This is a genomic window from Methylosinus sp. sav-2, from assembly GCF_004366495.1.
Classification (GTDB): domain Bacteria; phylum Pseudomonadota; class Alphaproteobacteria; order Rhizobiales; family Beijerinckiaceae; genus Methylosinus.
In genome coordinates this window covers 920,781-934,576 of record NZ_SOEJ01000001.1, presented here as the reverse complement: position 1 = coordinate 934,576, position 13,796 = coordinate 920,781, and the positions used below count along the sequence as shown (strand labels likewise).

9 protein-coding genes are annotated in these 13,796 nt (G+C 64.5%); 6 read left to right on the top strand and 3 right to left on the bottom strand.

Annotated features, from left to right (window positions below; all coding sequences use genetic code 11):
- Window positions 1-80: 80 nt before the first annotated feature.
- The 3 genes from EDE12_RS04335 (at window position 81) to EDE12_RS04325 (ending at window position 3,503) form a co-directional block, all read left to right on the top strand.
- A complete protein-coding gene (locus tag EDE12_RS04335; protein WP_026599570.1) occupies window positions 81-1,001 on the top strand; it encodes an OmpA family protein in 921 nt (306 codons plus the stop codon).
- Between the two features lie 191 nt (window positions 1,002-1,192).
- Window positions 1,193-3,013, top strand: a complete 1,821-nt coding sequence (typA, locus tag EDE12_RS04330) for a translational GTPase TypA (RefSeq protein ID WP_024881364.1) — start codon at window positions 1,193-1,195, stop codon at window positions 3,011-3,013.
- Between the two features lie 7 nt (window positions 3,014-3,020).
- On the top strand, window positions 3,021-3,503 hold the full coding sequence (locus tag EDE12_RS04325; protein ID WP_036291232.1) for a DUF2867 domain-containing protein: 483 nt from the start codon (window positions 3,021-3,023) through the stop codon (window positions 3,501-3,503).
- 114 nt (window positions 3,504-3,617) lie between these two features.
- On the opposite strand, the gene otsA is transcribed toward EDE12_RS04325, so the two are convergent.
- Genes otsA through otsB form a run of 3 tightly spaced genes read right to left on the bottom strand, consistent with a single transcriptional unit; the run spans window position 3,618 to window position 7,563 of the window.
- Complete coding sequence (gene otsA, locus EDE12_RS04320) at window positions 3,618-5,006, bottom strand: alpha,alpha-trehalose-phosphate synthase (UDP-forming) (protein WP_024881366.1); 1,389 nt, start codon at window positions 5,004-5,006, stop codon at window positions 3,618-3,620.
- Window positions 5,003-6,817 carry a glycoside hydrolase family 15 protein gene (locus tag EDE12_RS04315; protein WP_024881367.1) on the bottom strand — a complete coding sequence of 605 codons (1,815 nt, stop codon included), beginning with the start codon at window positions 6,815-6,817 and terminating at the stop codon, window positions 5,003-5,005. Before EDE12_RS04315 ends, otsA begins: the two co-directional genes overlap by 4 nt.
- Window positions 6,814-7,563, bottom strand: coding sequence for a trehalose-phosphatase (otsB, locus tag EDE12_RS04310; protein WP_026599572.1), 750 nt, complete (start codon window positions 7,561-7,563; stop codon window positions 6,814-6,816). The genes EDE12_RS04315 and otsB overlap by 4 nt, the downstream gene beginning before the upstream one ends.
- 247 nt (window positions 7,564-7,810) lie before the next feature.
- Here otsB and putA point away from each other — a divergent pair, with 247 nt between their 5' ends.
- The 3 genes from putA to EDE12_RS04295 all read left to right on the top strand — a co-directional run bounded on the left by putA (window position 7,811) and on the right by EDE12_RS04295 (window position 13,796).
- Window positions 7,811-10,876 carry a bifunctional proline dehydrogenase/L-glutamate gamma-semialdehyde dehydrogenase PutA gene (putA, locus tag EDE12_RS04305; protein WP_026599573.1) on the top strand — a complete coding sequence of 1,022 codons (3,066 nt, stop codon included), beginning with the start codon at window positions 7,811-7,813 and terminating at the stop codon, window positions 10,874-10,876.
- Between the two features lie 90 nt (window positions 10,877-10,966).
- A complete protein-coding gene (locus EDE12_RS04300) occupies window positions 10,967-12,136 on the top strand; it encodes an isovaleryl-CoA dehydrogenase (protein ID WP_026599574.1) in 1,170 nt (389 codons plus the stop codon).
- A 52-nt stretch (window positions 12,137-12,188) separates the two neighbouring features.
- Window positions 12,189-13,796, top strand: coding sequence for a carboxyl transferase domain-containing protein (locus EDE12_RS04295; protein WP_026599575.1), 1,608 nt, complete (start codon window positions 12,189-12,191; stop codon window positions 13,794-13,796).

Below are 13,796 nucleotides of genomic sequence, written 5' to 3'. Positions count from 1 at the left end.
CGGGCGACGCACGCATAATTCGACCGTGGCGCGGAGCTTTTCCCGCGCAAATCTTTTTTCACGATCGAATGGAGCGCGCGATGTTTCGACCCACGGGGCCTGGCAAGGTCGAAATCGACCAGAATTTCAGCGGCGCCGGCATGTTGAAGGCCCTGCTCTATAATTTCGACTTCGACGACTTCGACAAGCGCAAGTTTCGTCCGCTGAAGACGGAGCACCAGAAATTTCTGGCCGAGCGCGTCGTGCCGCTTCTCGAGCATAATCAAGGATTCGTCTGGATGACCGGCTCGGCGAGCCGCATCGGGACGAACGGCTGGAACATGGAGACCTCCATGGTCCGGGTGGGGACAGTCCAGGCCTATCTCCTCGATCACGGCGTCGATGCGAGCCAGATCGAGCCCAACGCCGTCGGCGAGGAAGAGGCCCAGGCTCACGCGCTGGACGACGATCGCGACCGCGCCGTGCGACTCTGGATCATGCCCAAGCTCAAAACCGATCCGAGGCCGCCGAAAAAAGTCCCGCCGCGACCCAAGCTCAGCCAGAAATTCCGGATCGCCATGGTGACCGCGATCTCCGCCGCCCATGCCTCCCGGCTTGCCAAATTCGCGCGGCTCAAGCTCGGCGGCGGCCCATTGGTCGATTTCGCCGTTTTCACCGTCTGGGACACGACCAACAACATCGCCTGCATGTACGTCTATGTCGGCCTCGGCCTCGGCGTCGGGCTTCCGTCCCTACCCTCGGGGTCCGTCACCACCCATGGCCCGTGGAATGATTTCACCACCGAAAAGCCGATGGCGGTGTGGCAGTTCGGCCGCTGGTCCCGTTTCACCACCGCGGGCGCCGGCAGCCATTCCGTCAATTGGATCACCATCGAGACCCCGAGAGGGATCGACAATGTCTATGAGCGGATCGAGACGGGCGTGACCTATGGCGTCGGAATGTCCTCGTCTATCGGGGATTTCATCCGGGCGACGCCGCCGGAACGCTTCTCCGGCCCCTGATGAGGCGGCTCCCTCCTCCAGCCTCGGGCGGGGCCGGCCTGCAGCGAGAGTCCGACGACCCTTGCCGCCACGCTTCCCATTCGCGCCGCGCTCCTGTATGAGATGCCGCACTGCAAAAAGCCGCGGTCCGCCTCGCGCCCCGAAAGGTGCGCCGGGCCGCGCTTCGCCCGCGAACCGATCGGCCCTACCCCATGAAGCTGCGTAACATCGCCATCATCGCCCACGTCGACCACGGCAAGACGACGCTCGTCGACCAGCTGCTCCGGCAATCGGGCGCCTTCCGCGAGAATCAACGGGTCGCCGAGCGGGTGATGGACAGCAACGATCTCGAGAAAGAGCGTGGCATCACCATCATGGCCAAGGCGACCTCCATCGCCTGGAAGGACACGCGCATCAATATCGTCGACACCCCCGGCCACGCCGATTTCGGCGGCGAGGTGGAGCGCATCCTCTCGATGGTGGACGGCGCCATCGTGCTGGTGGACGCGGCCGAAGGCCCGATGCCGCAGACCAAATTTGTCGTCGGCAAGGCGCTGAAGATCGGCCTTCGCCCGATCGTCGCGATCAACAAGGTCGACAAGCCGGACGCCCGCATCAGCGAGGTCGTCAATGAGGTGTTCGACCTCTTCGCCGCGCTGGACGCCACCGACGAGCAGCTCGACTTCCCGATCATCTACGGCTCCGCCAAGCAGGGCTGGATGGCGGAGGAGCCGACCGGTCCTCAGGACGGCATGGGGCCGCTGTTCGATCTCGTCATCAAGCATGTGCCGGAGCCCAAGATCGAAGAGGGCGGCTTCCGCATGCTCGGCACGCTGCTCGAGGCCAATCCCTATCTCGGCCGCATCGTCACCGGCCGCGTCTTCGCCGGCAGCGTGAAGCCCAATCAGGCGGTGAAGGTGCTCGACCGCACCGGCAAGGTCGTCGAGCAAGGCCGCGTCTCCAAGATTCTCGCCTTCCGCGGCATCGAGCGCCAGCCGATCGACGAGGCGGAGGCGGGCGACATCGTCGCCATCGCCGGCCTCGAGAAATATAACGTCGCCGACACGCTCTGCGCGCTCGAGGTGAACGAGCCATTGCAGGCGCAGCCGATCGATCCGCCGACGCTCTCCATGACCTTCCTCGTCAACGACTCGCCGCTGGCGGGAACGGAGGGCGACAAGGTCACGAGCCGCATGATCCGCGCCCGCCTGTTCAAGGAAGCCGAGGGCAATGTCGCGCTGCGCGTCGAAGATTCGCCCGGCGGCGAGAGCTTCATCGTCTCCGGCCGCGGCGAATTGCAGCTCTCCATTCTGATCGAGACCATGCGCCGCGAGGGTTTCGAGATCGGCGTCTCGCGTCCGAAGGTCGTGTTCCAGAAGGACGAGGACGGCGAGATTTTGGAGCCGATCGAGGAGGTCGTGATCGACGTCGACGAGGAGCATTCCGGCGTCGTCGTGCAGAAAATGTCCGAGCGCAAGGCCGAGATGATCGAGATGCGCCCCTCGGGCGGCAATCGCCTGCGTCTCGTGTTCCATGCGCCGACGCGCGGTCTCATCGGCTATCAGGGCGAATTGCTGACCGACACGCGCGGCACGGCGATCATGAACCGCCTGTTCCACTCCTATTCGCACCACAAGGGCGAGATCGTCGGCCGTCGCAATGGCGTGCTGATCTCCAATGAGCAGGGCGAGGCCGTCGCCTACGCCATGTGGAAGCTCGAGGATCGCGGTCCGATGATGATCGAGCCGGGCTGGAAGGTCTATCGCGGCATGATCGTCGGCGAGCATACGCGCGACAACGACCTCGAGATCAACGTCCTCAAGGGCAAGCAGCTCACCAACATCCGCGCCGCGGGCAAGGACGAGGCCGTGCGCCTCACCCCGCCGATCAAGATGACGCTGGAGAAGGCGCTGGCCTATATCGAGGACGACGAGCTGGTCGAGGTGACGCCGAAGTCGATCCGCCTGCGCAAGACCTATCTCGACCCCAATGAGCGCAAGCGCGCGCGCGGCAAATCGGCCGCGGTGGCGTAAAAACGCAATGTTCGGCGGCCGCGAAATCGAGATCATCGAGATTGCGCCGTCGGACGATGCGGCCGGCGTGCTTCCCGGCTCCGATTTCATCGACGCTTATAGCGTGTCGATCGGCCTCTCGGCCGCGCCGGACGCGCGCACGGCGGCGCTCCGAATGGTGTCGGATCGACCGGCGTGGATCGGCGCTCTGATGACGCTCCGCAATATCCTCGTCGCGCCCTTTGGCCTCGTGACCGACACTTCCGAGGCGCGCGATCGCGTGGGGATTTTTCCGGTCCTCGAGCAATCGGCCGATCGCATCGTCCTAGGGCTCGACGACAAGCATCTCGACTTCCGCGTCATCGTCGAGCTTCGCAAAACGAGCGTGGAATGCAGCGTCGTCGCGACCACGCTGGTGGCTACCCACAATCTGCTCGGCCGCGTCTATCTGGCCACGATCCTGCCTTTTCATCGCGTGATCGTCAAAGCCATGCTGGCGCGCGTTCCCTGACGCCGTGCGGATTCCGAACGCATATGTGATGCTATGCGGCCCGCCCACGCGAATATTCTCTTATTCTCTGCATCGCCGGCGTCGCGCGCCAGCGGCGGCTGACAGACCGGGTGTTCACGCCGCCAGCGGCATGCGGCAAGCGCTGAGCGCGCGCAAATATCCATCCATCCAATTGAAGGAATCATGCTTGCGCACGCGCGCGAGCAGCGCCGCGTGACGCTGTCGGCGTTCGGCGAGCGGCATCACGATCGCCCTCTGCATCGCATTCGCGACCTCGTCGGCGTCGTACGGATTGACGATCAGCGCTTCCTGCAGCTCCTCCGCCGCGCCGGCGAAGCGCGACAGCACCAGCACGCCGGGGTTCTCGGCGTCCTGCGCGACGACATATTCCTTGGCGACGAGATTCATGCCGTCGCGCAGAGGCGTGACCAGCCCCACTTGTGAGCCGCGATAGAGCGCCGCCAAAGTGTCGCGGTCGACGCGGCGATGCAGATAGCGCACCGGCGTCCAATCGAAATCGCCGAACTGCCCGTTGATCTCGCCGGACAGCGCCTCCAGCTCATGACGTATGTCGGCATAGGCCTGCACATCCTCGCGCGTCGGCGGCGCGATCTGCATCAGCGTCACCGCCTTGCAATTCTGCGGATAGATTTCGAGCAGCCGCTTGAAGGAGCGCAAGCGATCCGGCAGGCCTTTGGTGTAATCCAGCCGATCGACGCCAATGACATTTATGCGCGGCTCGCCGGCGCGATGCAGGCGCTCGATGCGCTTCGCCGCGCTCGGGCTCTCGGCCATGGCGGCAAAAGAATCGACGTCTATGCCGACAGGGAAGACAGACGCCGTCACCGTCTTGCCGCCGACGCGCACGAGATCGGGCGTCAGCATCTCGCCCTGCATGAAGTCGCACATGAAGCGCAAGAAATTGGCTTGATCGGTCTTCGTCTGAAAGCCCACGAGATCATATTCGACGAGCGCCTTCATCAGCCATTCGTGCTCCGGCATGGCGCAGAGCACATCCGGCGGCGGAAACGGAATATGCAGAAAGAAGCCGATGCGATTGGAGACGCCACGCTCGCGCAACGCCGCGCCGAGCGGAATGAAATGATAATCATGCACCCAGACGAGATCATTGCTCTTCAGCATGGGCGCAAGCTTTTCCGCGAAACGATCATTGACGCGGCGATAGCCGTCGGTCGCCTCTTGCGTGAAGCGCGCGAGATCGAGCCGGTAATGATGCACGGGCCAAAGCGCCGCATTGGCGAAGCCGAGATAATAATCGCGATAGTCGCGCTCGCTGAGCGGCATGGTGGCGAGCGTCAGCTCGTCGAATTTCACACGGGATACGTCGATCTCCGCGTCATCGGCCACGATCTCGCCATTCCAGCCGAACCATAAGCCGCCGCGCTTGCGCAGAGCGTCGAGAATGCACACCGCGAGCCCGCCGGCGGCCTGGCTGCAGCCGGGATCGGCGACGCGATTGGAGACGACGACCAGGCGTTTCATATGGCTTTCTCCCAAGAACGCGACAGCCTCATGGCGCAGTTGATGATACCGACCATGGAATAGGTCTGCGGATAGTTTCCCCAGGCTTCGCCGGTTTTGACGTCTATGTCCTCGGACATGATGCCGAGCCGATTGCGCTGTGCGAGCAGCGCCTCGAAATAGTCGCGCGCCTCCTCGCGCCGACCCATGCGGGCGAGCGCGTCGATGCGCCAGAAGGAGCAGGTGGTGAAGGCGGTCGTCGGCTCGCCGAAATCATCGGCCGCCTCATAGCGCATCATATGAGCGCCGCGGCCGAGCGCAGATTCGATCTGCTCGAGCGTCGAGACCATGCGCGGATCATTGGGATCGATGAAGCCGACCTCCGTCATCAGCAGCACGCCCGCGTCGAGATGCTCGCCGTCGAACGATTCGACGAAGGCCTGGCGCTTCTGCGACCAGGCACGCTCGAGAATCACCTGCTTGATGCGCTCCGCCTCGATGCGCCAATCGCGCGCGCGCTCCGGCTCGCCGATGTAATCGGCGATGCGCGCGAGCCGATCCGCGGCCGCCCAGCACATGAGGCTCGACGTCGTATGGATGCGGGCGCGCGAGCGCAGCTCCCACATGCCGGCGTCGGGCTTGTCGTAGCAGGCGAGCGCCTGCCGGCCCATATCCTCGAGCCGCAGAAAATCCATGCGCGTCGGCGGCGACAACAGGCGCCGATCGAGAAAGGCCTGCGCGACGCCGAGTATCACATTGCCGTAGGAATCATGCTGAAAATGCTGATAGGCCTGATTGCCGACGCGCACCGGCCCCATGCCGCGATAGCCGGGAAGATTGGGAATGATGCGCTCGGTGAGCTCCGATTCGAGACCGAGCCCATAGACAGGCTGAATATGCGAGCCCGCCGCCGAGGCGACGACATTCATCAACCAATCGAAGTAATTCTCCATCTTGCGCATCGCCGCCATGCGATTGAGCGCCCGCACGACGAAATAAGCGTCGCGCACCCAGCAATAGCGATAATCCCAATTGCGCTGCGTTCCCGGCGCCTCGGGAATGCTCGTCGTCAGCGCGGCGACGATGGCGCCCGTTCCTTCATAGGTGCAGAGCTTCAGCGTGATCGCGGCGCGCAGCACCGCGCTCTGCCATTCGAAGGGAATCGCCAGCCGATGCACCCAGCGGCGCCAATAGTCGCGCGTGCGCTCCTCGAAATTGCGCGCCGTATGCGCAATGCCCTCGTGCAATGTCTCGTCCGGACCGAGCACGAGATCGACAGGGCTGCTCAGATTGAACAGCGTCTCCTCGCGCACATAATCGAGCGGCGCATTGGTGGTGAGCCGCAGAACCGAATGCGGGCCGACATAACGAATGTGATGCGAGCCGAAGGTGAGGCTGGGAAGAGCCGCGCCATAATCGTAGCGCGGACGCAGCCGAATGCGAATGCGCGGCGTGCCGGATACCGGCGTCAGCCGACGGATCAGCATGTTCGGATGATAGAGACGATCGCGCCAGAAGAAGCGCGGCGCGAAATCAGTGACGCGAACCGAGCCCTGCTTGCCATGTAGCACAGTCTCGAGCACCGCCGTGTTGCCGCAATAATCCTGCTCGCTGTGCACGCGATCCTCGAGATCTATCGCGAAAAAGCCGCCATCCTCCATGTCCGGCGGCGAGCCGAGCAAGCTGTGGAACACGGGATCGCCGTCGAAACGCGGCAGGCAGCACCAAACGACGCTGGCGTCGCGATCGATCAGCGCGGCGAAGGAGCAATTTCCGACCACGCCGAGCTCGAGATCGCTGATCTTGCGTTCGTTCTGCTGCGCGTCGCTCATCTCGCGCGCTCCGCTTGCGATGTGCGCGCGAGATCGGCGAGCCAGCGATGCAACTCGCGCAGATCGGCCGCTCTATAGCGCGCCAGAGTGGCGCTTCTCCCCACTTTGATGGAGAGGCCGCCGAGCGCGTTGACGGCGCCGAAGGCGACCTCATCGGTCACATCGTCGCCCGCGAAAATCGGCATGCGGCCGCGAAACGGCTCCTCCTTCAAAAAGGCCTCGATGACGTCTCCCTTGTCGGCCCCCTGCAGGCGAATCTCGAAAACCTTCTTTCCCGGCAGAATCTCGAGATCGGGACGCTCGCGCGTCGCGCGCTCGGCGACGCCGCGGCATTTCTCCTCGAGCTCCGGCCGAAGGCGATAATGCAGCGCGACCGCGCCCGTCTTGCGCTCCACGACCACGCCCTCCTCGCCATCGAGGCCTTGCGTGATCGTACGTATGACAGAGTCGAGATCGCCGCCGGCTTCAGCGGCGCCATGCATACGGCCGGCGGCGTCGCGACGCTGCAATCCATGCACGCCGGCGACCGGCAGCCGCAGCGGGCTGAGAAGCGCGTCGATGACGGCGATGTCGCGGCCCGAGACAACAGCGAGAGCATCGCCCGCCGTGCGCCGCAACGCATCGAGCAGCGCGATCGTGGCCGCCTCCACCCGCACAGCCTCCGGCCGCTCGGCGATTTCTGCGACTGTGCCGTCGAGATCGAGAAACAGCGCGAAGCGACCGATATCGTCGACATTGGGCAACATTATTCGAGCGTCTCCCTCTGGCCGCATCTTGCCGCAACGACTTGTCGTGCTCATGTCGAATGGTAGGAACGGCGACGTTCGCGCCGGCTCGCCCTCTCGCGAACGGCGTGTTCCCGCCTTCGCTTGTGAAACAACTATGGACGACTTCCACCTTTTCAATGACGATGTGCGACCATCACGACAGCAGAGCTCGCGTCTCTTCTCCGCGAGCTTCGCCGGTGGCGCGCCATCGTTCGGGACGAATGATATGCCGCCTGTCGAGCCGTTTCATGCGCCTTGGTTTCCCGCCGATGAAGAGATCGCGGCGAAACTCTTGTCGCAGCCAGGCGACGCCGAGCGGAGCGCCCGCGTCGAGCCGCTCGCGCGACGCCTGCTCGCCGCCATGCGCACGCCGAAGCGCATCGGCAATGTGGAGAAGCTGCTGCAGGAATATTCGCTGTCGACGCGCGAAGGGCTCGCGCTCATGGCGCTCGCCGAATCGCTGCTTCGCGTGCCCGACGATTCCACTCTCGATCTTCTCATAGCCGACAAGCTCGCCGCCGGCGCCTTCGATCGCCATGCGCCAGCTTCCGATGCGCTGCTCGTGCAAGCCGCCGCCTTCGCGCTCGGATTGTCGACCAAGATTTTCGCCACAGAAGAGACTCCGCGCGGACTCGTCGCGCAAGCGGCGCGGCGTCTCGGCATGCCCGCGCTGCGCGGCGCCGCGCGGCAGGCGATGAAGCTGATGGGCGGTCATTTCGTGCTCGGCCAGACGATCGACGAGGCGCTCGCGCGTGCGTCCGCCGATGAGCGCTGGCGCTATTCTTTCGACATGCTCGGCGAAGGCGCGCGCAGCGCCGCGGACGCCGAGCGCTATTTTGCAGCCTATGCGGCGGCGATCGACGCCATAGGCGCAAAGGCCGGCGCGCGCACGCTTCCACAGCGGCCAGGCGTCTCCGTCAAGCTCTCCGCGCTGCATCCGCGCTTCGAACCCTTGTCGCGCGCGCGCGTGCTGCGCGAGCTGGCGCCGCGGCTGCTAGAGCTCGCGCGCCTCGCCCGCAGTCACGATCTCGTCTTCACCATCGACGCCGAAGAGGCGGATCGTCTCGAACTGTCGCTCGACGTCATAGACGCCGTCGTCGCCGATTCGTCGCTCGCCGACTGGGACGGATTCGGCCTCGCGATTCAAGCCTATCAGAAGCGCGCCGCCGCGGTGATCGACCATATAGAGGCGCTCGCGCAAGCGCATGATCGGCGCTTCATGGTCCGCCTCGTCAAAGGCGCCTATTGGGATACGGAAATCAAGCGCGCGCAGGAGCGCGGCCTCGCCGACTATCCTGTCTTCACGCGCAAGGCGATGACGGATTTGAATTACATCGCCTGCGCTGATCGTCTGCTCGCCGCGCCGCGCATATTCCCGCAATTCGCGACACATAACGCCGCCACAGTGGCGACGATCGTGGAGCGCGCGGGCGATCCCGCGCAATATGAGTTCCAACGTCTGCATGGAATGGGCGAAGAACTGTTCGGCGCGTTGCTCGAAGAGCAGAGGAACTCTAGCTGCCGCGTCTACGCGCCGGTCGGCCCGCACCGCGATCTCCTCGCCTATCTCGTCCGGCGCCTCATCGAGAATGGCGCCAATTCATCCTTCATCGCGCGCGCCGCCGACTCCGCAACGCCGGAGAGCGAATTGCTCGCCTCCCCCGGCGCGATCATCGCCGACGCCTCGCGCGCGCGCCATTCGCGCTTGCCGCTCCCGGCCGATCTCTATCGGCCCCTGCGCGCGAATTCCAAAGGCGTCGAATTCGGCGACCGTGACGCGCTCGCTGCATTGCTCGCCGAGAGAGACGCGGCGCCCGCCATTCTGACCGCCACGCCATCGTCTGGACGCAGCGCGCTGGCGCCGCGCGAATTGCGTTCCCCGATCGATTCTTCGCTCATCGGCTCCATCGTCGAGACCGATGTCGAAACCGCGCGCGCCGCAATGGCGATGGCATCCCGCGCCTTTCCGGCATGGGAGGCGACGCCTGTAGAAGCGCGCGCCGCCATTCTCGAGCGCGCCGCCGATCTCGTCGAGGCGCACAGCGGCCCTCTCATCGCATTGCTGCAACGAGAGGGTGGCAAAACACTCGACGATGCGCTCGCGGAAATACGCGAGGCTGCCGACCTCAGCCGGTATTACGCGGAGCAGGCCCGACGGCTCTGCGCTGAAGAGAATCTTCCCGGTCCGACGGGCGAAGACAATCGCCTGCGTCGGCGCGGGCGTGGCGTTTTCGTCTGCATCTCGCCCTGGAATTTTCCTTTGGCGATTTTTCTCGGCCAAGTCGCGGCTGCGCTCGTGAGCGGCAATAGCGTCATAGCAAAGCCCGCGGAGCAGACCCCGCTCGTCGCGCGCGAGGCCGTCGCGCTTCTGCATGAAGCGGGCGTCCCGCGCGACGCTCTTCATTATATGCCGGGCGACGGCGCGCTCGGCGCAGCGCTCGTGGCGGATGAGCATGTCGCCGGTGTCGTCTTCACCGGCTCGAGCGAAGCCGCGCAATCCATCAACCGCGCGCTCGCGGCGTCGAATGGGCCGATCGTTCCGCTCATTGCCGAGACCGGCGGCGTCAACACGATGATCGTCGATTCGACGGCCCTGCTCGAGCAAGTGGTCGACGATGTGCTCGCCTCGGCATTTCGTTCCGCAGGCCAGCGCTGCTCGGCGCTACGGCTTCTCTGCCTGCAGGAGGATATCGCAGAGGACGCGCTCGCCATGCTGATCGGCGCAACGAAGGAGCTGCGCCTAGGCGACCCGCGCGATCCCTGCACACACATCGGCCCCGTAATCGATAGCGCGGCGAAAACGCGGCTTTGCGATTATCTGGCGCAGCGCCGCGCGCAAGGGCGCGTGCTCTACGCCGGCGAGGCGCCACAGAGCGGCAGCTTCGTCGCGCCGCACATCGTGAAGCTCGATCGCGCAGGCGATCTGCGCGAGGAGATTTTCGGTCCCGTCCTCCATATCGCAACCTGGCGCGCAGCGGATGAAAAGGATTTGTCGACTCTCATCGATGAAATTTCGGCGAATGGATTCGGCCTCACCATGGGTCTGCACACGCGCATAGAGGCGCGCATGCGCCTGTGCGCCGAGGCGACGCCTGCCGGCAATCTCTATGTCAATCGCAACATGATCGGCGCCGTGGTCGGCAGCCAGCCTTTCGGCGGATCGCGCATGAGCGGCACCGGGCCGAAGGCCGGCGGCCCCGACTATCTGCGCCGCTTCCTGCGCGAGGAGACGGTGACGATCAACACCGCCTCCTTCGGCGGCGACGCGCGGCTGTTGGCGATGAAGGAGTGACGCAAAAGAGGGTCCGCCCGCGTTCTCGGTCTTGAAACGCCGCGCGCCCGCCAAATATACGCTTCTATCGCGTCCGGAGGCACGGGACCGATGCGTCACTGGATTCCCTCGCTCGATTTCGCGCTCGGCGAAACCGCCGACATGCTGCGTGACCAGGTCGAATCTTTCGCCGCGCGAGAGATCGCGCCGCGCGCCGCGACGATCGATCGCGAGAATGACTTCCCTTCCGATCTCTGGCTCAAGATGGGCGCGCTCGGCCTGCTCGGCGTCACGGTCGAGGAAGATTATGGCGGCGCCGGGCTCGGCTATCTCGAGCATGTCGTCATTATGGAGGAGCTGAGCCGCGCCTCCGCTTCCGTCGGCCTCTCCTATGGCGCGCATTCCAATCTCTGCGTCAACCAGCTTCGCCGCAACGGCACATGCGAGCAGAAGCGGCGCTATTTGCCCAAGCTCGTTTCCGGCGAGCACATCGGCGCCCTCGCCATGTCCGAGCCGGACGCCGGCTCCGATGTGGTCAACATGTCGATGCGCGCGGAAAAGCGCGGTGACCGCTATGTGCTGAATGGCGATAAGATGTGGGTGACGAATGGTCCCAACGCCGATGTCGTCATCGTCTATGGCAAGACCGAACCCGCCGCCGGGGCGCATGGCATTACTGCTTTTATCATAGAGAAAGGCTTCAAAGGCTTCACGCCCGCGCAAAAGCTCGACAAGCTCGGAATGCGCGGCTCCAACACTTGCGAATTGCTGTTCTGCGATTGCGAGGTTCCGGATGAGAATGTGCTCGGCCTGCCGGAGCGGGGCGTGAACGTGCTGATGAGCGGGCTCGATTACGAACGCGCCGTTCTCGCCGGAGGCCCCATCGGCATCATGCGCGCCTGCATGGATATTGTCGTGCCCTATGTGCATGATCGCAAGCAGTTCGGCCAGCCGATCGGCGAGTTCCAGATCATGCAGGCCAAGCTCGCCGACATGTATACGGCGCAAAATGCAGCGCGCGCCTATGTCTATGCCGTCGCGCGCGCCTGCGACCGTGGCCGCACGACGCGCAAGGACGCCGCCGGCGCCATTCTCTTCGCCGCCGAAAGCGCGACGCGCATGGCGCTCGAAGCCATCCAATGCCTCGGCGGCAATGGCTATATCAATGATTATCCGACCGGCCGGCTGCTACGCGACGCCAAGCTCTATGAGATCGGCGCCGGCACCAGCGAGATTCGTCGCATGCTGATCGGCCGTGAGCTTTACAGCGAAACTGCGTGACGGTCGCGGCGAGCTGCCGCGACGAAAGAATTGGCCAAGAGAGAATTTGGCAATGACAGTTCTGGAGACGAGCTTGGATACGAGCTCTGCGCAATTCGCGGCCAATGCGCGGGCGATGCGCGGCCTCGTCGCCGATCTGCGCGCAACGGCTGCGCGCATCGCCGAAGGCGGCGGCGCCGCGGCGCGCGAGAAGCATGTCGCCCGCGGCAAGATGACGGCGCGCGAGCGCATAGACGCGCTCATCGATCCCATGTCGCCTTTTCTCGAGATCGGCCAATTCGCAGCTTATGATCTCTATGACGGCGAGGCGCCTTGCGCCGGCGTCGTTGCCGGCGTCGGACGTATCTGCGGCCGCGCCTGCATGATCCTCGCCAATGATGCGACCGTGAAGGGCGGCGCCTATTTTCCGCTGACGGTGAAGAAGCATTTGCGCGCGCAAGAGATTGCCGCGCAGAACCGCCTGCCGTGCCTTTATCTCGTCGATAGCGGCGGCGCCAATCTTCCGCGTCAAGACGAGGTGTTTCCCGATCGCGATCACTTCGGCCGCATTTTCTATAATCAGGCGCACATGTCCGCTGCGGGCATAGCGCAGATCGCGGTCGTCATGGGCTCTTGCACGGCCGGCGGCGCCTATGTGCCCGCCATGTCGGACGAGTCCATCATCGTGCGCGATACCGGCACGATTTTTCTCGCCGGGCCGCCGCTGGTGCGCGCCGCGACAGGTGAGATCGTCACGGCGGAAGAATTGGGCGGCGCCACAGTACATGCGCGCAGCTCCGGCGTCGTCGATCATTATGCGGAGAATGACGGCCATGCGCTCGGCATCGCGCGTGACATCGTCGCGACGCTAGGCGCGGCGCCGCCGCCCTCATTGCACAAGCGCGAGGCGCGCGAGCCGCTCTATGATCCGATGGAGATCTATGGTCTGGTTCCGACCGATCGCCGCCGCCAATATGACGCGCGCGAGCTGATCGCGCGGCTCGTCGATGCGAGCGATTTCGACGAGTTCAAGAAGCTCTATGGCGAGACGCTCGTCGCCGGCTTCGCGCATATTTGCGGCTATCGCATCGGCGTGCTCGCGAATAATGGCGTGCTGTTCGGCGAAAGCGCGCTCAAAGGCGCGCATTTCATCGAGCTCTGCGCGCAGCGCGGGATTCCCTTGCTGTTTCTGCAGAACGTCACCGGCTTTATGGTCGGTCGCGATTATGAGGCGCGCGGCATCGCCAAGGATGGCGCAAAAATGGTGACGGCGGTGGCGACCGCCGCTGTGCCGAAATTTACCGTCGTCGTCGGCGGCAGCTTCGGCGCCGGCAATTATGCGATGTGCGGCCGCGCCTATGGTCCGCGCTTCTTGTGGAGCTGGCCCAATGCGCGCATTTCCGTGATGGGCGGAGAGCAGGCGGCCGAGGTTCTCTCCCGCGTGCGCGGCGAGAGCTACGCCGCCAGAGGCCGCGATTGGCCGCAAGCCGACCATGACGCCTATCAGGCGCAAATCCGCGCGCAATATGAGCGGCAAGGCCATCCCTATTATGCGAGCGCGCGTCTTTGGGACGACGGCGTCATCGACCCGGCGGATACGCGCCGCGTGCTTGCGCTCTCTCTCGCCACGGCGTCCAATGCGCCCCTCGAGGCGACGCGCTTCGGTGTGTTCCGCATGTGA